The sequence below is a fragment of the Streptomyces sp. DSM 40868 genome (assembly GCF_011820545.1).
Lineage (GTDB): Bacteria > Actinomycetota > Actinomycetes > Streptomycetales > Streptomycetaceae > Streptomyces > Streptomyces eurythermus.
This window is the reverse complement of record NZ_CP050504.1, coordinates 2,808,337-2,826,878: the sequence shown is the minus strand read 5'-3', so window position 1 is coordinate 2,826,878 and position 18,542 is coordinate 2,808,337. Positions and strand designations below refer to the sequence as shown.

The following is an 18,542-nucleotide window of genomic DNA, read 5'->3' as shown; positions in this document are numbered from 1 at the left end:
CGCCCGACCGGAACTCCCGCCACCGCATCGCACGTCCTCGTCTTCCGTACGGCCATCACGGGACGGCGGAACGGAGCCGATCATCCCCTAGGGTCGGGGACTACGGGGGATGAACGGTGTGCACGGCAGGCAGTGAGGCAGACGGTATGGCGCAGCAGGCGTACATGACGGAGACGGCGGACGGCGGCTCGGGGCCCGAGCGACCGGGGTCCCGGCTCCGACGCCTGGCCCACCGGCTGTTCACCGGCTGGCGGGGCGATCCGCGCATCTGGCGCCGCGGCGCCGTCCTCACCGCGCTGGCCCTGCTGCTCGCCCTGGTGATGCTGGTGCACGCCCACATCCCCAACGCGGTGGGCAACCTCGGCAGCCTCACCGAGACCTTCCTGCCCTGGCTGGGCCTGGCCATCCCGGTGCTGCTGGTGCTCGGCGTGGTGCGCAAGTCGGCGATCGCGCTCATCGCCGTACTGCTGCCGGCGATCGTCTGGCTGAACCTCTTCGGCGGGCTGCTGACCGACAAGGCGGGCAGCGGCGGCGATCTCACGGTGGCCACCCACAACGTCAACGCCGACAACCCCGACCCGGCCGCCACCGCCACCGACGTGGCCGCCTCCGGCGCCGATGTGCTGGCCCTGGAGGAGCTGCCCGCCTCCGCCGTCCCCGTCTACGAGAAGGCGCTGACGCCGGCGTACCGGCACCACGCGGTGGTGGGCACGGTCGGGCTGTGGAGCAAGTACCCGATGACCGACGTACGCGCCGTCGACATCAAGCTCGGCTGGAAGCGGGCGATGCGCGCCACCGTGGCGACCCCCGAGGGCCCGGTCGCGGTCTACGTCGCCCACCTGCCATCCGTCCGGGTGAAGATCGAGGCCGGGTTCACCGCGCGCCAGCGGGACAAGAGCGCCGACGCGCTCGGCGAGGCCATCGCCGACGAGCCCCTGCGCCGGGTGGTGCTGCTGGGCGACCTCAACGGCACCATGAACGACCGTTCGCTGAACGCCGTCACCTCCCAGCTGCGCTCCACGCAGGGCGCGGCGGGCAGCGGCTTCGGCTTCAGCTGGCCGGCGTCGTTCCCGATGGCCCGCATCGACCAGATCATGGTCCGGGGCGCGGAGCCGGAGAGGAGCTGGACGCTGCCGCGCACCGACAGCGACCACTTGCCGGTGGCGGCTCGTGTGAAGCTGGACACAGGCTCGTAACCTGCTGGAATACCGACCCTGAGAGCGTTTGTTCGGCACGGGAACATACTGCGAAACTTTCCGTCCCCCCTTCTCCGCTCTGAAAGGTCCCTCATGCCCCTGGCCCTGCTCGCCCTAGCCGTGGGCGCCTTCGGCATCGGTACGACCGAGTTCGTGATGATGGGCCTGCTGCCCGACGTCGCGGACGACCTGCACATCTCGATCCCCTCCGCCGGGCACCTGGTCTCGGCGTACGCGCTGGGCGTGGTCATCGGCGCCCCGCTGCTGGCCGCGCTCACGGCCCGCATGTCCCGCCGTACGGTGCTGATCGCGCTGATGGCCCTGTTCGTGGCGGGCAACGCGCTGTCGGCGTTCGCCCCCGGCAACGCCTCGCTGCTGGCGGCCCGCTTCCTCAGCGGCCTGCCGCACGGCGCCTTCTTCGGCGTCGGCGCGGTGGTCGCCACGGCGATGGTCCCGCCGGAGCGCAAGGCCCGCTCGGTGTCCCTGATGTTCCTCGGCCTGACCGTCGCCAACATCGCGGGCGTCCCCGCCGCGACGCTCATGGGCCAGCACCTGGGCTGGCGGGCGACCTTCCTGGCGGTGAGCGCGATCGGCGTGGCCGCGATAGCGTCCCTGGCGCTGCTGATCCCCCGCGACCACGCCCCCGCCCCCGCGGCGGGCCTGCGCGGCGAACTGGCGGCCCTGCGTTCCCTGCCGGTCTGGCTGGCCCTCGGTACGACGGTGGCGGGCTTCGGCGCGCTGTTCGCGGCGTACAGCTACGTCACCCCGATGCTGACGGACACGGCGGGTTACGCGGAGACGAGCGTGACCCTGCTGCTGGCGCTGTTCGGCGTGGGCGCGACGGCGGGCAACCTGCTGGGCGGACGCCTGGCGGACCACTCCCTGCGGGTCACCCTGTTCGGCGGCCTCGCTTCCCTGACCCTGGTCCTGCTCCTGTTCCCGCTGCTGATGCGGGCGGAGTGGAGCGCGGCACTGGCGGTCACCCTGCTGGGCATGGCGGCGTTCGTCACCGGCTCCCCGCTCCAGCTGATGGTGATGGAGAAGGCGTCGGCGGCCCCCTCCCTCGCCTCCTCGGCCAACCAGGCGGCGTTCAACCTGGCCAACGCGGGTGGCGCGTGGCTCGGCGGCCTGGCCCTTTCCGCGGGCTACGGTACGACGTCCCCCGCGCTGGCGGGCGCGCTGCTGGCCGTGCTGGGGCTGGGCGTGGCCGGTGTGGCGTACGGGGTGGACCGCCGGCGTGCGGTGGCGCACACCGGGCGAGTGGTGGCCGCGCACGTACCGCAGGCCGTGAAGACGACCAGCGCCAAGTAGGACGACCTCCCAGCCGCCGACAGGAAAAATCCATACCTGGTTCACTTCTGAACCAGGTATGGATACTGTGGGCTGTATGGCGGGGCTTCGCGAGCGCAAGAAGGAACAGACCAGGCAGCGGATCGCCGCGGTGGCGTTGCGGATGTTCACCGAGCGCGGATTCGACGCGGTGACCGTCAACGAGATCGCCGAGGCCGCCGAGGTGGCCAAGGCGACCCTCTTCTCGTACTTCCCGACCAAGGAATCCCTCGTCCTCCACGGCGTGGGCGGCGACGACCTGGCCGGGATCGCCGCTCGGCGCCCGGCCGGCCAGACCTTCCTGGAGGCGCTGCGAGCGCATCACCGCGCGCTCGCGCTCGCCGCCGGACGGCTACCGCGGGCGGACCTCGACGCGCTGCTCGCACGCGTGCGCGTGATCGAGTCCAGCCCGGCACTGCGGAACGCGGCCAACGGCCTGCTCTACCAGCAGCGCCAGGCATTGGCACAGGTTCTGGCCGAGGAGTACGGGCCCACGGCGGCCGCCCTCATGGCCGCCCAGATCGCCGCTTCCCTGCTCACCCTCCAGGAAATGTACTTCCAGCGTCTGCTGGCCGGCGCCTGTGCCGACGACACGGCCCGCACCCTGGCCCGGGACGTCGAGCTGACCTTCGACCTGCTGGAACACGGACTCAGTCATGCGGGAGGGCGCTGACGTGCGCGCACGAGGCATCAACTACGACACCGGGACCTTCCCCGGCGACCGACTCACCCGGAAGACCCTGGATCCCGCCCAGGTCCGGCACGACATGGCGGTCATCGCCGACGAGCTGCACTGCGACGCCGTGCGCGTCTCCGGGCGCTGTGCCGAGCGACTGGACATCGCGGCCCGGCACGCGGCCGACGCCGGCCTCGAAGTGTGGTTCTCCCCGTTCCCCGCCGACCTTCCCCCGGAACGGATCCTGCCGTTCTTCGCCGACTGCGCGCGACGCGCCGAGGCCCTGCGACAGGCCGGCGCGCGGGTGGTGCTCGTCACCGGCTGCGAACTCAGCGCCTTCGCCCACGGATTCCTGCCGGGCGACACCTACCTCGACCGCCTCCACGCCATGGCCACCGCCGACATGCGATGGTGGACCTCCCTCGGGCCGGTCCCCGAACGCCTCAACGCCTTCCTCGCCCAGGCCGCGACGACGGTCCGCGCCCACTTCGGCGGGGAGATCACCTATGCTTCCGGCTCTTGGGAACCCGTCGACTGGAGCCCGTTCGACATGGTGGGCATCGACGCCTACCGAACCGCGCAGACCACCGGTACCTTCCGCACCCACCTGCGCGAGTCCCTCTCCCATGGCAAGCCCGTCGCCGTCACCGAGTACGGAACGTGCGCCTACCGAGGCGCGGGCGACCTCGGCGGCATGGCGTGGCAACCACCCCGAGGAGCCGTCCCGGACGAGGACGAGCAAGTGCGCTACCTCAACGAGCTGCTCGACATCTTCGAGGAAGAAGGTGTCGATACCGCGCTGTGGTTCTCCTTCGCCAACTACGACAAGCCCCGCGACCGCGACATCGCCTCCTACGGCGTCGTGCGCGTGCTTGACGAGATCCACTGGGAACCGAAGAAGGTCTTCCGCGCCATGAGTGCCAGATACCGACGGCCGAACGGCCGCTCCGCCCGTCAGTGACGCTTCGAGGCGAGGGTTCTCCGATGCGCCGCTAGTCACCGATGAACCACAGGCACCCGCCCGGTGTTTCCGCGCAGGCCGTGAGCATCTCGGCGAGATCGAGGAGGGCGGCCTGCTGGAAGGGGCTGGTGCACTTGTCCACCAGGGCGGCGACCTCGGGAAGGGCGGCCCGGGCGTCCTGTTCGGTGAACCGGGTGTCCCGGGAGGGGTCGATCCGCGAGAGCCGCCCTTGTCCCGGCGGGACGAGTGTGTCCAGCGCGAGCGCGAGGGTTTCCCCGTGCTCGTACGACCTCCGTACGACGGTGTCTCGTTGCCGCAGCTCTATCTCGATGCCCATGTGTTCGAAAGTAACCGTGGGTTGGTGGGGTTGGTCTGTGCCCCCTGGGGACGAAGTGGCCGTCGGGCCGCTCGCTTCTCGGCGAGTGTCGGGCTTCCGCGAGGTGAGTCAAGGGCGCTGCGCGTCGCCTTCGGCGATGGGCCTGCGGCCCACCCTTGACACACCTCGCTCCAGCCCGGGGTGGAAGCGAGCGAGCGGCCGAAAGAACAGTGGCCCACCCCGGTACCGGACCCATGGGTGGGCTACGAGACCCCGTCGGCAGGGGTGCGCGCTCGCGTCTCGCCAGCACGCCGGGCAGGCTAAGCGGCTCCGCCCCGGTGGCGGGTGCGCGTTCGCGTCTCGCCCGCACGCCGGGTGGGCTTGGCGGCATACGGCCGGTGGGTGGGTTCAAGCATTCCAAAACGACTCACCGGCTCCGAGCACCTGCCACCGCCAGGGGGCTTGGACTCCGCTGATAGGTTCCCGGGGTGAGCGAGCAGCTGCCCAGTGGCGGCATCGAGGTGTCGCCCGACGAGATCGAAGCCCTCCACGCCAGGTGGTCGTCCTGCTGGACCCCGAGTGAGGTCGCGCGGCGGCTGGCCGGGATCGGTGCGCCTTGGTGTGTGGCCGCCGGCTGGGCGCTGGACCTGTTCCGCGGCGAGCAGACGCGCCCTCATGGAGACATCGAGATCGCGATTCCGGCCGCGAGTTTTCCGGAGGTCCGCCGCCGCTTCCCCGGCTACGTCTTCGACGCGGTGGGCAGCGGCCGGATCTGGGAGGGTGCCCCAGCGGAGGCCCTGGCCGCCGTGCATCAGACATGGCTCCGTGATCCGGCCACGGGAAACTACCTGCTCGACGTGTTCCGCGAACCGCACGACGGTGACATTTGGATCTGCCGGCGCGACGAGAGGATCCGGTTTCCCTACAGCGAGATCATCCACCGCACCCGGGACGGCATCCCGTACCTGGCGCCCGAACTGGTCCTGCTGTTCAAGGCCAAGCACGCCCGTCGAAAGGATCAGGCGGACTTCGAAGCGACCGTCCCGCACATGACCACCGCGCAGCGCGAGACCCTGGCCGAACTGCTCACCCGCGTGCACCCGGGACACCCGTGGGTGTCCGCCGCGTAAGTCGCCGATACCGTGCCGCTTCAGCAGAAAACCCGCCCCGAGGACTCTCGGGGCGGGTTTTCGTTCGAGCGCCGGGCAGGCCTTGCACCTGCATCTCCCCACAGGAAGTGGGGCGTCTTTCCTTGGACCACCAACGCATCGCCAGCGAGGCTGCGTTCGCCCGCTTGCTTGTGATGATCATATCCCATCCGTCCGCCGTCCGTCATGCCGGATCCGGTGCCGCACCCCGTGACGCGAGTGCGCGCGGCCGGGACAACTCCTGGGCAGTGCCCTGTGATTCGGAGGCTGAGGCGCTGCGCGATGAACCGGCCACGGCCGCGATGCGGCGAGGTGGAAGAGGGACGCTCACGCCGTCCGCCCAGCCAGGCTCTGTCAGTGCTCCGTGCCATGATGCGGACGCGTTCCGGGGGAGCGGGCCGCGGGTCTACCGATTGCAGGGGGTTGGCGGATGGGCGCGGGTACGGGACCGGACGGCTCGTCCAGGTCCGACGAGGAGTGGGAGCGGTTTCTGCGCGAGTCGATGGCGGGCGCCGCCGACGCGCCCAAGGAGCCGTCGGCGCGGGCCCGCGACGTGGCAAAGCGGTTGCGCACGGACCCCGCCCGAGGCGCGGAGGGCTGGCGCAGCTACACGCCCGCGCGACCCAAGCGGCGCACGGGCTGGTACGTGGCCGGACTGCTGGCCTTGCTGACACTGCTTGTGGTGGCGCTCGCGCCGGGGCGGACAGTGGACCTGTTCGCCGACGACGACCGTGACTCCGCGCCGTTGGCGGGCGAGACCGCCCGCCCGACCCAGGCTCCCCCGGCGGTGGAGGTCCAACGCCCCACCGCGCAGGAGCCGTTCCGCGGTTCGCCGGCGGCGCGCTGGGCGAGTGGGGCGGCGGGGATCACCGTGCCGAAGGCCAGGGCGGTCGGCTGGATGAGCACGGCAGAGGTCGAGCGGGCCCTCGCCCGCAGCCGGGACTTCCTCGTTGCGTCGAGTCTGGACCGTGGGGTGCTGCGGGGCGAGCGCCCGGAGAAGGCGATCGCGCTGATCAATCCGCACCAGCGGGACGTCCAAGACCTCCTGAAGACCGCTTTCCGGACCCCGGGTGAGAAGAGCGACCCCCTGCTCCTCTTCAGTCGCTTCAGACCCTCCCAGGCCCGTCTGGTCGGCAGCGTCGTGAAGACCCGGGGCCGGCTCACCTACCAGGAGGGCGAGCGCGGCGCGCTCCAGGTGACCGCCGACGTCACCTTCGTCTACCCGGTCACCCGCGCGGACGCGGGCGGCGGCGACGAGATCGTGCGCACGATCATCCGGCGCGAGCTGGTCATGAGTTGGGACGACCCGGACAAGGTGATCACCAAGCCGGGCACGTTCTCGATCGTCTCGTACAAATACACCATGACCAACGGCGGCTGCGGCGCCCCCACGGGCTACTTCACCCCGCCCTTCGGCGCGGACCGCCGGGCGGACGAGACCGACAGGGAGATCGACCCGTACGACCGCAGCGGACCGGTCGGACGGGGCGGGCCCGCCGGGGACGAGTGCGCGAGGGCGACACGATCGTAGAGCGGTCCTGGCTTGGTGCCGCATGGTGAGGCGTTCCCCGCTGCCGCCGTGGTGGCGAGAGGGGTGGGCGGGCTGAGATGCCCGTCGGCGGTTCACACCGTGCGGGTCGGTGCTCAGAGGCAGGTGTAGTTCTCGTCGGTGACGGCGGGCAGGGCGGCGTCGGTGACGGTGGCACGGGGTTCGGGCAGGGCGGCGAGGGCGGGTCCGATGGGCGGGAAGACCGGCAGTTCGGCGGTCTTGCGGTAGTCGACCCATTCGATGACGCCGGTCTCGTGGCTCCCGTCCGGGAGTTCGTCGTGTTCGGTCTCGGTGAGGGTGGCGCGGAGTGCGGGGGTGATGTGGAGACCGGCGGGCCCGAGCAGGCGTGCGTCATCTTTCACCCGCCCTGACCCGCCCGGGCGCGGGGACAGCTGTGGCCTGGCAGGCCGGGCAGCGGAATGCCTCGCGCCACCTGGGGCGGGGCGAGGGGGTCGGGGGGTTGTTTTGGAAAGGTATTCCAAAACAACCCATGGGGGCGGATCGGCCAAGCATTCCGAGGAGCCGTGCCCGAGGGACCCGCAGGCCCGCGAGACCGCTCCGGCGAGGGTCGTAAGCCGCCAATCCCACCCGGCGTGCGGCAAGAGGTGACCGCGCACCCGCCACCGGCCGCAAGCCGCTAAGCACGCCCGGCGTGCTGGCGAGGCGCGAGCGCGCATCCCCGACCCACGATGCGTGCGCAGCCGACGGTAGGGCCCGACCTAGTTCAGCCGGCCACTTTCCCCGGGCGGCCCCACGGCACCTTCTTCAGTTCCTCAGCTCACACCACACCGTCTTGCAGTCGGCCCCCTGCACCACGCCCCAGCACTCGGCCAACGCGTCCACAAGCGCCAGACCCCGCCCCGACTCCTCCGATTCCGTCGCGGAGAGCAGAACGGGCAACGCCCGCGGATCAGGATCGGTCACCTCGATACGGGTGCGGCCGTGGTGGGGCGCCGTACCGATGACGCAGATCCGGCGCGGCTTTCGGTGTCGCCAGCAGGTGGAACTCCAGCGGCGGTGTCATCATTCGGCCGCCGCCTTCCGCAGTACGGCGGTGAGGGCACGCGCGGTCGCCGAGTTGCAGTTTCCGAGCGTGACGAGCCCGGCGGGCGGGCTGTACGTACCCGCGAAGCTCGGCAGGTCGACCCTGAGCGACGGCAGCGTGATGCCGTGCAGGGCGAGGGCGGTGCGGAGTTCCTCCACGGCGAGGGTGATGTCGTGGGCGGTGGGGGAGTGGTCGGACATGGATGACGGAAGCCTTCTGTGCGGTCTGTGATGAGTCCGGTACAGACTGTCGATGTGCTCGCTACCGTGGAAGACATCTTGGGTACGCAATGCCAAGAGTGGAAATGGCACCGTGAGTTATGGGGTGGGAGTGGCACGGCGTAAGGGCATCGACGGTTCGGCCGGCGTCCTCAACCTGTACGGCAAGGAACTGCGGTGGAAGCGGGAGGCAGCCGGGCTGTCCCTGGAGAAGCTGGTCGAGGGCAGCTTCTACGGCAAGTCGCTACTGAGCGACATCGAGCGCGGACAGCGCCGGATGCCGCTGGATCTCGCCCGGCACGTGGACCGGGTGCTGGGCACGGATGGGTTCTTCGAGCGGCATTGCGAGGATGTGCGCAGAGCGAGGAAGGACGGCCACGCCGAGTACTTCAGCGACGTACTCGAACTGGAGGAGCAAGCGCTGGAGATCGAGGAGTGGAACCCGAGGCTGATCCCGGGGCCGCTTCAACTGGAGCCGTACATCAGGGCCATCGTCCTGGCCGCCTATCCCACGGAACCCGAGGAATCACTGGCTGCGAAGGTCGCCGGCCGACGAAGCCGCGCCTGGCTCTTCGAGGACAAGGACTCCCCCGAGAACTGGGTCATCCTGCACGAGTCCGTCTTGTGGGAACCGATCCTTCCGCCCGATGAGATGGCGGAACAGCTCGCCCACCTCGTAGAGGTACTGCGCAGGCGCCGGACTTTCACGCAACTGGTACTGCGGAATGCGGGCGCGCATCCTTTCATGGCGAGCCCGGCGCGATTCATGACCTTTGCCGACGCCCCGCCGGTCATGTACACGGAGAACATGTACAGCGGCCAGTTGATCGATGACCCCCTGCTCGTGAAGCAGTACTCGAAGGCATACGGCCGGCTGAGAGCCACGGGGCTGGACACCGAGACATCGCTGCGACTCATCGAACGGGCAGCCGAGTGCTACAGAAACGGCAAACAACCAGCCGAAGTCGCCGGCCACTTCCCCGGCGCCGCCCTCTGGCGCAAGTCGAGCTACAGCAACGAAGACGGCGGCAACTGCGTAGAGGTCCAGTACTGAAAGGGCCGTCGCCGTGTCCGAGTGGAGCTTCACCCTCCTGGTCAACCAGCCCCTCACGCCCGAGCAGGCCGATGCCTTAGACCACTGCGACGCCTTCGCGGACGGCTCGGTGTCCTACACGATGGGCCCCGAAAACCCCGAGGACTACCCGCACCGCCCGGACCCGGACAGGCTGCGGGAGCTGTCGTGCGACATCGAGGCCCCGACGCTCCTGGACGCCGTCGAACAGGTCGCGCGGGACATCCGGCTCATCCCGGGCCTGCGGGCGGTCGGCGTGCGTCACGACGACACCGTGACGTTGGCGGAGGCGGCCCAGCGCTGTGGGCCGGAGCTGTTCGAACTGGCCCGGCGCCACGGGTTCCCCGAACCGGAAACCTCCTCCGGCGGTACGGAGTTCTACTCCTGGCGGGAGATCGCCACCTGGCTGACCCGCGCCGGTCGCGTCGTACCCGAAGAACCCCGAGACCTGCTCATCGCCGACCGTGCTCTGCGGCTCGCCGACGTGCTCGAAGGCGCGGACGTGTCGCCGGGTGCGCTGCGTGCCCTCGGGCTGCCGATCGACTAGGGCCTGTGGGCGTACCGAGGAACGCGAACCGGCCCCCGGTCGGTGCCGGGGGCCGGTTCGTCGGCGGGGTGCCGGGCGCGGGGCGGCTCAGCTGATGGCGTTCAGCATCGCCTGTTCCACGTGGTCGGCGGCGTTGCGGTGGCCGAGGGCGTTGGGGTGTACGAAGGACATCTGGTAGGGGAGGGTGACGAAGCCTTCCACCCACTTGCTGTCGTCGCAGACGCTGTGACCCTGGGAAGAGGCGTAGAGGTCGATGTAGCGGGCCGCTTCCTGTGTGCCGGTCGAGTTCGCGATGGCCTTGTTGAGGGGTTCCAGGACGTCATGGCGCAGCCAGGCCAGGTCGCCCTGGGTGATCGTGCCGAACTGCGTCAGCTCGCCGAAGGTGCAGGCGGAGGTGTCCTTGGGGACGACCGTGGGATAGCCGACGGCCAGGATCTTCGCGTGCGGGGCGCGCCGGTGGAGCTCGGCGAGCATCCGGTCGTACTCCTGGCGCACCTTCTTCAGCCGGGCCGGGACGCCGGCGGCCATGGCGTCCTGGCACGGGGTGCCCTTGCCGCCGCTTTCGCCGCCCAGCTCCGAGCACTTGACGAGGAATTCGGCGAAGCCGAGGGTGTTTCCGCCCGCGCCGACGGTGATGACGTCGGTACCGGAGTTCACCGCCTCGGACTGAGCGCGCACCCGGGGAAAGGGGTAGTCCGGGTCCTCGGAAAAGGGCGGCAGGTGACGGCCGATCGGGGACTGGGCGGTGTCGGTGACGTCCTCGATGGTGGCGGCGCCGCAGCTGACGTTGGTCAGATCGAAGAGACCGCCGAGGTCCCGGTCGATGACCTGGGGGTAGGACCGGTCGGTGCGCTCGCAGCCGTCGCGCGGGACTTCGAAGGTGTCGCCCGCGGCCCGGATCACCCCTGCGGTGTAGGAGTCACCCAGGGCGACCCACTCGTAGTTGTCGGCCGCGGCGGCGGGTCGGGCCCCGGCGAACTGTGCGGGGACGAGAGCACCGGCGGCGAGGGCGGCGGCCGAGCCGAGCAGGGCCAGACGAGTGCGCAAGCGTGCCACGAATCCTCCATGGATACGGTGTCGGCAGTGCTTCGACCCTAAAGTGACGCTTGCTGCGTGCAACGGATCCAGTGCTGTCGGTAACCAAATGTTGGTGGAATACGTCTGTGTGGGGGAGCTGGTTTCGCACTGGGTGATCACCGCCCGAAAGCGCGTACGCGGTGGCTGTCTTGTTCTCGGTCACCACATCAGCGCGCGCAGCACAGGAAGGGGGCGTGAGGCAGAACCCCACGCCCCCAGACGGTCTACACGCCTACCGCTTGCGGAACGACTGCACGTACCCGTTCGCCGGGGAACCCACGCCCGTCACGTCGTCGTAGCCCTTGACCGCCGACAGGGAGCTGTCGTGGCCGAGGGTGCGGGCCGAGTACAGCAGGCCGCCCGTCGCGTCGAGGCCGTTGGCGAAGTCGACGCGGGCCACCGCGAGGCCGGAGCCCGTGGGGTTGTCCGTGACGTCGTGGTAGACGCCCCGCTTGCCGTACTTGGCGTAGATCGAGGGGTTGGCGAAGCCGAGGGGCTTGCCGCCGCCGGCCTCCTGGGCCAGGGCCTGGACCGCCGCGATGACCGGCGCCGCCAGCGACGTGCCGCCGATGCGGTACTCGTCGTACCGCTCCGTGCCGTCGGGGAAGGTCTGCGTCTGGCCCACCAGGAACCCGGTGTTGGGGTCGGCGATGGCCGCGATGTCGGGGACCACCCGGTTGCCCGCGGCGTTGTTGGCCGTGGCGAGGGACTTCGGGACGATGCCCTTCTGGTAGTACGGCTGCGGGACCGTCTTGCTGGTTCCGCCGCCCGCACCGGAGGTGAACGTGCCGGGGAAGTTCTCCCACGTCTTGCCGTCGGCCGACAGGGAGGACTTCTCGGTGCCCCAGCCGGTCTCCCACAGGTACGTGTCGCCCTTGCCGACCGCCAGCGACGTACCGCCGACCGCCGTCACCCACGCCGAGTTCGCCGGGGTGTCGACCTGCTTCGTGCCGGTGTTGGCGACCTCGTCGCCGTTGTCGCCGGAGGAGAAGTAGAAGCCGATGCCCTGCACCGCGCCCAGCTGGAAGACCTGGTCGTACGCGGCGGCGAGGTCCGGCGTCTGGTTGGCCTCGATGTCGCCCCAGGAGTTGGAGACGATGTCGGCCAGGTGGTTGTCGACGATCTTGCCGAGGGAGTCCAGCAGGTCGTCGTCGTAGCAGGAGGCCGCGCCGACGTACGTCACGTCGGCGTCCGGCGCCACCGCGTGGGCCGCCTCGACGTCGAGGGTCTCCTCGCCGTACCAGCCGGCCGCGCCGCACTCCTCGGTCTTGGTGTAGTTCTTCGGGAGGACCTGGTGGAGCTGCCCGGTCTTCCAGGGCGCGTCACCGTTCTTCACGGCGTACCGCGCGGCGTCGTAGGCGATCGTCGGCGAGGCGTACGCGTCCGTGATCGCGATGCGCACCCCGCGACCGGTGTACGTGCCCGCGCCGTACGCGGCGCGCAGCTGCCTGCCGGTGTAGCCCTTGACCGCGTACGGGATCTTTCCGCCGTAGGCGTCCGGGAGCGTCGTCGCGATCCGCGAGCCGTGGTACGAGGAGAACGGGCCCGAGTTCTTGAACACCGCGTCCGGGGGCGGCAGCTGGTCGGCGTGGCGCGCCTTGTGCGGGGCGTTGTCCAGGCCGGTGACCGTGAGGACGGCGCCCTTGAGGGAGGCGGGCGCGGTGGCCGTCGCGGCCGGGGCGCGGTAGGTCTTCGCGCCCTTGGCGAAGTCGTGCAGTTGGGTGCCGAAGGCCCTCTCGGCGGCGGCCACGTCACCGGAGACGGCGACGTAGCGCGGGGTGACCTCGGTGACGGTCAGCCCGGCCGACGTGAGCCAGGACTTCACGGCGGCCACCTGGGCCTTGGTGGCGCCGAAGCGGGTCTGGGCCTGCTTGGCGCTCAGGTACTTGCCGTAGAGCGGGGAGGCGGGGTCGGACACCGCCCTGGCGTAGGCGGCGAGGCCGGCCGCGTCCCGGCCGGCCAGGTAGACGCGGGCCTTGACCCGGGCGCCGTCCGGGGTCGCGCCCCGGTCCGCCTTGGCCGTGGCCCACAGCGGCTTGGTGCCCTTCAGCACGGCACGTGCGGGGCTGTCGGCGGCGTGGGCCGCGGGTATGCCCAGCGCCAGCGCGCCGGCGATCAGCGGCAGTGTCGCCGCCATGCTCACACCGGCGCGCATGGTGGCGCGGTCGGATCTCATAGAACCCCCTGCGATGCGGTTCACCTGCGTGTAGTGGCTGGTGGGGCCACTCTTGCGATGAACCGTTCATGCCAGGGGAACGGGCGGGTCAAGAGACGATCAAGCGGCAGTCGCCTGGGGCGATTTCACCCCTTGTGTCATGAACGGGGGCTCGCTCCCCGCTCCTTGAGCATCCCCGCCATCAGCTCGATCTCCGACTGCTGCGCGTCCACCATGCCCTGCGCGAGCCGCTTCTCCGCCCCGACCACGCACTTCTCCACACAGCCCTCGGCCATGTGGATGCCGCCCTTGTGATGCTCCGTCATCAGCTGGAGGTAGAGGACCTCCGCCTGCTTGCCGTCGAGCGACTGGAGCTTCTTCAGCTCGGTGTTGGTGGCCATCCCCGGCATCAGCGCGCCGTCCTTGCCGGGAGGCATGTCACCCATGCCCATCCACGTCATCGGCGGGTCGGCCGACACCTTCGGCAGCCCCCACAGATCCAGCCAGCCCAGCATCATCCCGCGCTGATTGGCCTGCGTCTGCGCGATGTCGTACGCGAGCCGCCGCACCTCCTCGTCCTTCGTGCGGTCCCGCACGATGTACGACATCTCGACGGCCTGCTGGTGGTGGACGGCCATGTCCCGCGCGAAGCCCGCGTCGGCCGACCGCGCGTCCGGCGTCCGCGCCTGGGAGGCGCCGCCGTCCTGGGCGACCGCGTAGGTGATCGCGCCGGCCGCGACGAGCACCGCCGCCGCGGTCCCGGCGACCCAGCCGAGGGAACGCCCGCTCACTTCATGACCCCGCCGGTGCACGAGGCGCCCGGCTCGGGCGTCTGGTCACCCTGCACGTACGTCTGGAAGAACTTGTCCACTTCCGGGTCCTTCGCGCTCTTGACCGCCACCTGGTGGCCCCACGCCGAGAGCAGCAGCGGGGCGTCCTGGTTCTCGTACGGGCTGATCAACGAGTACGGCGTGCTCTTCACCTTCGCCGCGAGCGCGTCGACGTCCGCCTTGGGCGCCTTGGCGGTGTACGTCACCCAGACCGCGCCGTGCTCCAGCGAGTGCACGGCGTTCTCCTCCGGCACCGGCTCGGTGTACACGTCACCGTTGCAGTTCAGCCAGACCGGGTTGTGGTTGCCGCCGACCGGCGGGTGCATCGGGTACGACACCTTGGTCGTCACATGGGTGCGGGCCAGCTTGCCCGACCAGGTCCGCACCCCGTCCTTGCCGGTGGTGAAGTGCCCGGAGTCGCCGGAGCCCTTGGCGTCACCGCTCGCGGTGGAGTCCTTGTCGTCCGACTGCGAGTTCACGAGCACCACGCCGCCGACGACGAGCCCGGCGACGACCACCACGCCGGCGGCGATGGCGAGGATCCGGTTACGACGGTCCCGGGCACGCTCGGCGCGCCGCATCTCGTCTATGCGCGCCTTGCGCGCGGCGGTGCTGCTGTCCTTGCCGGAGCCCATGAGACGTGTCCTTCGCGAGAGGAGTGGGTGGGGACGGTGGGGCTCGCTGATCGTAATGCGGGAAGGGCCGACTTCCGTAGGGATCTCACGGCGGTACGGAAGATTTGGCGCCAGGGTGCGCATTACCTACGCTCGCCGTATGCGGCTGCTGCGCTCCACCGATCTGGCCCTGCGCGTCCTGATGCGACTCGCGGTCGCCGCCGACGCCACCCCCACGACCCGCCAGGTCGCCGCCGACATGGACGTGCCCTATACGCACACCACCAAGGTGGTCGCCGAGCTCCAGCACCTGGGCCTGGTCGACGCCCGCCGGGGCCGGGGCGGCGGGCTGGCGCTGACGGAGAAGGGCCGCACGGCGTCCGTGGGCGCGGTGGTGCGCACCTTCGAGGGCGAGGGCGACGTGGTGGACTGCGAGGGCACGCCGGGCTGCCCGCTGCGCTCCGGCTGCCTGCTGCGGGGAGCGCTGCGACGGGCCCAGGAGGCGTTCTTCGCCACCCTGGACCCGGTCACCGTCGCCGACATCGTCACCGACCCGACCGGCCCCCTGCTGCTGGGCATCTCACGGGGGCCGGCGGAAGAGGACTGAGGGCGGATCCCAGGAACAGGCGAAGCGTCCCGGGGTCACGCGAGCGGGTTCAGTAACGCTGCGCCTTGGCGAGAACCGGGGTCAGCCGCGGTTCCGGCGGCTGGTGGCTGAAGACGATCGGCTGTTCCTTCTTGCCCGGCCTCAGACGCTCGGCGGCGGCGTACCGGGTCTCGACGACCTTGCCGTCCGCGTTCTTGAAGTCCACCTGTACGGCGTACGACGCCTCGCTGTCCGTCTTGTTGGTGATGGTGACCCGGACCGCGAGGATGCCGCCGGTCTCCGCCCTGGGGATTCCCGTCATCCCGACCTCGGCGAGCGCGTTGCCGCGGCCGCGGACCTTCTTCAGCTCCTTCTCCGCCGCCGCGTTCCTGCGCTGGGTCTCGGCCTCCACCGACGCCTCGAACTCCGAGGCGCGCGCCGAGGCCGACGAGGCCGCCGCGGAGGCCGAGACGCTCGCCGAGCTGACGGCCGCGGACGCCGAGGACGCCAGGGCCGAGGGCAGTTCCCCGCTGAAGGAGGAGGCGTTCGGGGTACGGGGAGTGTCGGTCCGGGCCGGGGTACCGGTGTCCTGGCCGCCGTCGCCGCCACAGCCGGCGAGCGCGCCGACGAGCAGGACGCCGCCGAGGGCGCTCGCTGCGGTGGTCCGGCGCGCACTGCCGGCGGGGCCGGTGCGTCGTCCTGTAGGCATGGTGCCGTCCCTGGGGTGAGGGTCTGGTTCCCTCATCGTGGGCGACGGACCTGCCGCGTGCTACTCGACTGCTCCGATGGGCCGAACGCCGGGCGGCCGGCCCCCGGACGACTGCGGGCTCGTCAGCCCTGCGCCAGCCACAGGTCGGGGCCGAACACCTCGTAGTGGATGTCGGCCGGGGCCACGCCCTTGTCGATCAGCTGGGCGCGGACGGCGCGCATGAACGGCAGCGGACCGCACAGGTAAGCGCGCGTGCCGGGCCGTACGGCGATGTCCGCCAGGTCGACCAGGCCGGTGCGGGTGCCCGGCTCGGCGTCCCGCTCGTAGAAGAAGTGCGTCTCGGCGTCGGACAGCTTGCCGGCGTAGGAGGTGTGGTCGGCGCGCAGGGCGTGGTCGGCGGGGGAGCGGTCGCCGTGGACCACGGTGACCGGGCCGCGGTGGCCGCCGGCGGCGAGGCCGGCCAGCATCGCGATCATCGGGGTCACGCCGATGCCCGCCGAGGCGAGCAGCACCGGGGTGTCGTCGCCGGCGTCCAGGACGAGGTCGCCGAAGGGCTCGGACAGCTCCAGGACGTCACCGGGCCTGACGTGTGCGTGCAGGTGGGTGGAGACCTCGCCGTCGGGCGTGGCGCCGCCGTGGACGCGCTTGACGCTGAACTGGCGCACCGACTCGGCCGGTGCCCCGGTCAGGCTGTACTGCCGTATCTGCCGGGCGCCGTCGGGCAGGGTGACGCCGACGGAGACGTACTGACCGGCGCGGAAGGCCGTGACCGGGCCGCCGTCCGCCGGGCGCAGCCGGAAGGTGACGACGTCCGCGGTCTCCTCGACCCGCTCGACCACTTCCCAGCGGCGCATGCCCGGGCCGCCGCTCTCCTCGTGGAGCCGCTTCTCGAGCGCGATGAGCGCGTTGGCCATCAGCCAGTAGACCTCGTCCCAGGCCGCGGCCACCTCGGGGGTGACGGCCTCGCCGAGGATCTCGGCGATCGCGGCGAAGAGGTGCTCGTGGACGACCTGGTACTGCTCCGGCGCCACGCCGAGGGAGGCGTGCTTGTGGGCGATGCGGGCGAGCATCGCGTCCGGCCGCCGGTCGGGGTGGTCCAGCAGGTGCGTGGCGAAGGCGGCGATGGAGCCGGCGAGGGCCTGCCGCTGGGTGCCGGCGGCCTGGTTGCCGCGGTTGAACAGGTCCCGCAGCAGCTCGGGGTGGGCGGCGAAGAGACGGTCGTAGAACCGCTCGGTGATCTCGCCGATGGCCGCGCCGACGGCGGGCAGGGTGGCGCGGACGGTGGCTGCGGACTGCTCGGTCAGCATCACGACTCCTCATGAGATGTCGGGTCACCGTCACGCTATGAAAAGTTGCATATGAGATGCAAATTAAACGGGCGTGGAGTCGCTCACCCCTCCACGCCCGTCAGCCCGCCGTCAGGGGTGGAAAGAGACGTTTCCGCGGCGCACGAGGGTGTCGCTCTCCAGCGGGTAGCGGGAGACGTACCCGTGGGGCGCCGGGGTGTCGTGCTCCAGGGGTCCGGCATAGCGCCGGAAGCCCGGGACCTGCTCGGCCTGGCGCAGCGCCCCCCGGTACAGGACCATGCCGTGCACGGCGGTGCCGTTGTCGCGCCAGCACACCAGGGGCAGCTGACGGGCGTCCCCCTCGTCGGTGACGAACAGGGCCACGTGTCCGTCGGCCGCCAGCAGGCTCATGCCGCGCCCCCCGCCGGCCGGGTGCCGAACAGCCTGCCGTACCCCGTCATCCCCTCGGCCGTCTCGTGCGCCCCGGCCAGGTGCAGGGCGTGCCAGAACAGCACCTGGTTGGCGGTCAGCACCGGGAAGTCCAGCTCCCGCTCCAGGGCGTCGATGACACCCACCGCCCGGATGCCGTTGCCGGCCACCAGGACCGCGTCGGGCCGGTGCCGGGCGACCGTGGAGCGGATCCACTCCGACAGCGCCTCCGGGGTGATCAGCTTCTGGTTGCTGGGCAGCCCGCACGGGCCGTGGTGGACGACCTCGAAACCCTGCTCGGTGAAGTAGTCCGCACCCAGCCCGGAGAGCCGGTCGTCGAACCACGGCGGGTTGACCAGCGCGATCCGCCGGGCGCCGAGCGCGGTGAAGCCGGCCACGGCCGCCGTGGTGGTGCCGGTGAGCGGCAGACCCCGCGTGCGCTGTTCGAGCCGGGCGAACAGCTCCTTCTCGCCGCTCGCCTTGAGGACGTACGCGGAGCTGGTGAAGCCGAGCGCGATCACGTCGAGCGGGGAGGCGGCCAGCAGCTCCACCGCGTCGTCGATGTGCGGGGGCTCCACGAAGGCCCGCACCGGGTCGTGCGGGATCTTCGGGTCCATCTCGCCGCCGGCCCGCATCGCGCCGAAGTGGACGCGCGAGCCGTGCACGAACACGTCCTCGGGCGCCATCGCCTGGAACTCCGACTCCGGACCGACGTCCGCGTGCGGGACGACCACACCGACGCGCGCCCGCGCCTCCCAGCCGTCCTTCTGCGCTCGGATGGTGCTCATCTCGGTGTCTC

At 70.9% G+C, this 18,542-nt stretch carries 20 protein-coding genes; 9 read left to right on the top strand and 11 right to left on the bottom strand.

What is annotated here, in order from left to right; all coding sequences use genetic code 11:
* Positions 1-146 precede the first annotated feature (146 nt).
* From HB370_RS12770 to HB370_RS12755, 4 genes are all read left to right on the top strand, one after another.
* Positions 147-1,196: an endonuclease/exonuclease/phosphatase family protein gene (locus HB370_RS12770; protein WP_030791329.1), complete on the top strand. Its 1,050-nt coding sequence runs from the start codon at positions 147-149 to the stop codon at positions 1,194-1,196.
* A gap of 93 nt (positions 1,197-1,289) precedes the next feature.
* Positions 1,290-2,507, top strand: coding sequence for an MFS transporter (locus HB370_RS12765; protein ID WP_030791332.1), 1,218 nt, complete (start codon positions 1,290-1,292; stop codon positions 2,505-2,507).
* A gap of 76 nt (positions 2,508-2,583) precedes the next feature.
* Positions 2,584-3,198, top strand: coding sequence for a TetR family transcriptional regulator (locus HB370_RS12760; protein WP_030791335.1), 615 nt, complete (start codon positions 2,584-2,586; stop codon positions 3,196-3,198).
* Position 3,199: 1 nt separating this feature from the next.
* Entirely contained in the window at positions 3,200-4,162 is a 963-nt protein-coding gene (locus tag HB370_RS12755; RefSeq protein WP_037702962.1) for a hypothetical protein, read from the top strand.
* A gap of 31 nt (positions 4,163-4,193) precedes the next feature.
* Here HB370_RS12755 and HB370_RS12750 read toward each other — a convergent pair whose 3' ends face one another.
* Positions 4,194-4,499 carry a hypothetical protein gene (locus tag HB370_RS12750; protein WP_030791341.1) on the bottom strand — a complete coding sequence of 102 codons (306 nt, stop codon included), beginning with the start codon at positions 4,497-4,499 and terminating at the stop codon, positions 4,194-4,196.
* Between the two features lie 467 nt (positions 4,500-4,966).
* Here HB370_RS12750 and HB370_RS12745 point away from each other — a divergent pair, with 467 nt between their 5' ends.
* Entirely contained in the window at positions 4,967-5,608 is a 642-nt protein-coding gene (locus HB370_RS12745) for a hypothetical protein (protein ID WP_030791344.1), read from the top strand.
* A gap of 448 nt (positions 5,609-6,056) precedes the next feature.
* Positions 6,057-7,157, top strand: coding sequence for a hypothetical protein (locus HB370_RS12740; RefSeq protein ID WP_030791347.1), 1,101 nt, complete (start codon positions 6,057-6,059; stop codon positions 7,155-7,157).
* 113 nt (positions 7,158-7,270) lie between these two features.
* Here the strand turns inward: HB370_RS12740 and HB370_RS12735 are convergent, their stop codons facing one another.
* Together HB370_RS12735 and HB370_RS12725 are read right to left on the bottom strand one after the other, a co-directional pair.
* Positions 7,271-7,537, bottom strand: coding sequence for a hypothetical protein (locus HB370_RS12735; RefSeq protein WP_208974390.1), 267 nt, complete (start codon positions 7,535-7,537; stop codon positions 7,271-7,273).
* Between the two features lie 661 nt (positions 7,538-8,198).
* Entirely contained in the window at positions 8,199-8,420 is a 222-nt protein-coding gene (locus HB370_RS12725; protein ID WP_030791353.1) for a hypothetical protein, read from the bottom strand.
* 130 nt (positions 8,421-8,550) lie between these two features.
* Here HB370_RS12725 and HB370_RS12720 point away from each other — a divergent pair, with 130 nt between their 5' ends.
* Both HB370_RS12720 and HB370_RS12715 read left to right on the top strand, forming a co-directional pair.
* Complete coding sequence (locus tag HB370_RS12720) at positions 8,551-9,492, top strand: Scr1 family TA system antitoxin-like transcriptional regulator (protein ID WP_063766448.1); 942 nt, start codon at positions 8,551-8,553, stop codon at positions 9,490-9,492.
* Between the two features lie 13 nt (positions 9,493-9,505).
* Positions 9,506-10,057, top strand: coding sequence for a hypothetical protein (locus HB370_RS12715; protein ID WP_037702949.1), 552 nt, complete (start codon positions 9,506-9,508; stop codon positions 10,055-10,057).
* A gap of 87 nt (positions 10,058-10,144) precedes the next feature.
* On the opposite strand, the gene HB370_RS12710 is transcribed toward HB370_RS12715, so the two are convergent.
* The 4 genes from HB370_RS12710 to HB370_RS12695 all read right to left on the bottom strand — a co-directional run bounded on the left by HB370_RS12710 (position 10,145) and on the right by HB370_RS12695 (position 14,754).
* Positions 10,145-11,113 carry an SGNH/GDSL hydrolase family protein gene (locus HB370_RS12710; protein WP_030791359.1) on the bottom strand — a complete coding sequence of 323 codons (969 nt, stop codon included), beginning with the start codon at positions 11,111-11,113 and terminating at the stop codon, positions 10,145-10,147.
* A 253-nt stretch (positions 11,114-11,366) separates the two neighbouring features.
* On the bottom strand, positions 11,367-13,310 hold the full coding sequence (locus HB370_RS12705) for a S53 family peptidase (RefSeq protein WP_030791362.1): 1,944 nt from the start codon (positions 13,308-13,310) through the stop codon (positions 11,367-11,369).
* Positions 13,311-13,447: 137 nt separating this feature from the next.
* Positions 13,448-14,080 (bottom strand): DUF305 domain-containing protein, encoded by a 633-nt coding sequence (locus HB370_RS12700; protein WP_030791365.1) that lies wholly within the window; start codon positions 14,078-14,080, stop codon positions 13,448-13,450.
* Positions 14,077-14,754: a DUF3105 domain-containing protein gene (locus tag HB370_RS12695; protein WP_030791368.1), complete on the bottom strand. Its 678-nt coding sequence runs from the start codon at positions 14,752-14,754 to the stop codon at positions 14,077-14,079. Before HB370_RS12695 ends, HB370_RS12700 begins: the two co-directional genes overlap by 4 nt.
* Positions 14,755-14,893: 139 nt before the next feature.
* Here HB370_RS12695 and HB370_RS12690 point away from each other — a divergent pair, with 139 nt between their 5' ends.
* Entirely contained in the window at positions 14,894-15,340 is a 447-nt protein-coding gene (locus HB370_RS12690) for an Rrf2 family transcriptional regulator (protein ID WP_030791371.1), read from the top strand.
* A gap of 49 nt (positions 15,341-15,389) precedes the next feature.
* Here HB370_RS12690 and HB370_RS12685 read toward each other — a convergent pair whose 3' ends face one another.
* The 4 genes from HB370_RS12685 to HB370_RS12670 all read right to left on the bottom strand — a co-directional run bounded on the left by HB370_RS12685 (position 15,390) and on the right by HB370_RS12670 (position 18,531).
* On the bottom strand, positions 15,390-16,028 hold the full coding sequence (locus tag HB370_RS12685; protein WP_030791375.1) for a hypothetical protein: 639 nt from the start codon (positions 16,026-16,028) through the stop codon (positions 15,390-15,392).
* Positions 16,029-16,150: 122 nt separating this feature from the next.
* On the bottom strand, positions 16,151-17,335 hold the full coding sequence (locus HB370_RS12680; protein WP_030791378.1) for a globin domain-containing protein: 1,185 nt from the start codon (positions 17,333-17,335) through the stop codon (positions 16,151-16,153).
* 111 nt (positions 17,336-17,446) lie between these two features.
* Positions 17,447-17,725 carry a DUF6253 family protein gene (locus HB370_RS12675; protein WP_037702952.1) on the bottom strand — a complete coding sequence of 93 codons (279 nt, stop codon included), beginning with the start codon at positions 17,723-17,725 and terminating at the stop codon, positions 17,447-17,449.
* Entirely contained in the window at positions 17,722-18,531 is an 810-nt protein-coding gene (locus tag HB370_RS12670; protein WP_030791381.1) for a maleate cis-trans isomerase, read from the bottom strand. The genes HB370_RS12675 and HB370_RS12670 overlap by 4 nt, the downstream gene beginning before the upstream one ends.
* Between the last annotated feature and the right edge of the window lie 11 nt (positions 18,532-18,542).

Excerpts from the sequence above, each read along its gene's own strand:
- HB370_RS12690 (WP_030791371.1), top strand. The coding sequence starts at position 14,894 with ATGCGGCTGCTGCGCTCCACCGATCTGGCCCTGCGCGTCCTGATGCGA.
- HB370_RS12765 (WP_030791332.1), top strand. The coding sequence starts at position 1,290 with ATGCCCCTGGCCCTGCTCGCCCTAGCCGTGGGCGCCTTCGGCATCGGT.
- HB370_RS12680 (WP_030791378.1), bottom strand. The coding sequence starts at position 17,335 with ATGCTGACCGAGCAGTCCGCAGCCACCGTCCGCGCCACCCTGCCCGCC.
- HB370_RS12695 (WP_030791368.1), bottom strand. The coding sequence starts at position 14,754 with ATGGGCTCCGGCAAGGACAGCAGCACCGCCGCGCGCAAGGCGCGCATA.
- HB370_RS12770 (WP_030791329.1), top strand. The coding sequence starts at position 147 with ATGGCGCAGCAGGCGTACATGACGGAGACGGCGGACGGCGGCTCGGGG.
- HB370_RS12705 (WP_030791362.1), bottom strand. The coding sequence starts at position 13,310 with ATGAGATCCGACCGCGCCACCATGCGCGCCGGTGTGAGCATGGCGGCG.
- HB370_RS12685 (WP_030791375.1), bottom strand. The coding sequence starts at position 16,028 with ATGCCTACAGGACGACGCACCGGCCCCGCCGGCAGTGCGCGCCGGACC.
- HB370_RS12675 (WP_037702952.1), bottom strand. The coding sequence starts at position 17,725 with ATGAGCCTGCTGGCGGCCGACGGACACGTGGCCCTGTTCGTCACCGAC.
- HB370_RS12760 (WP_030791335.1), top strand. The coding sequence starts at position 2,584 with ATGGCGGGGCTTCGCGAGCGCAAGAAGGAACAGACCAGGCAGCGGATC.
- HB370_RS12670 (WP_030791381.1), bottom strand. The coding sequence starts at position 18,531 with ATGAGCACCATCCGAGCGCAGAAGGACGGCTGGGAGGCGCGGGCGCGC.
- HB370_RS12740 (WP_030791347.1), top strand. The coding sequence starts at position 6,057 with ATGGGCGCGGGTACGGGACCGGACGGCTCGTCCAGGTCCGACGAGGAG.
- HB370_RS12725 (WP_030791353.1), bottom strand. The coding sequence starts at position 8,420 with ATGTCCGACCACTCCCCCACCGCCCACGACATCACCCTCGCCGTGGAG.
- HB370_RS12750 (WP_030791341.1), bottom strand. The coding sequence starts at position 4,499 with ATGGGCATCGAGATAGAGCTGCGGCAACGAGACACCGTCGTACGGAGG.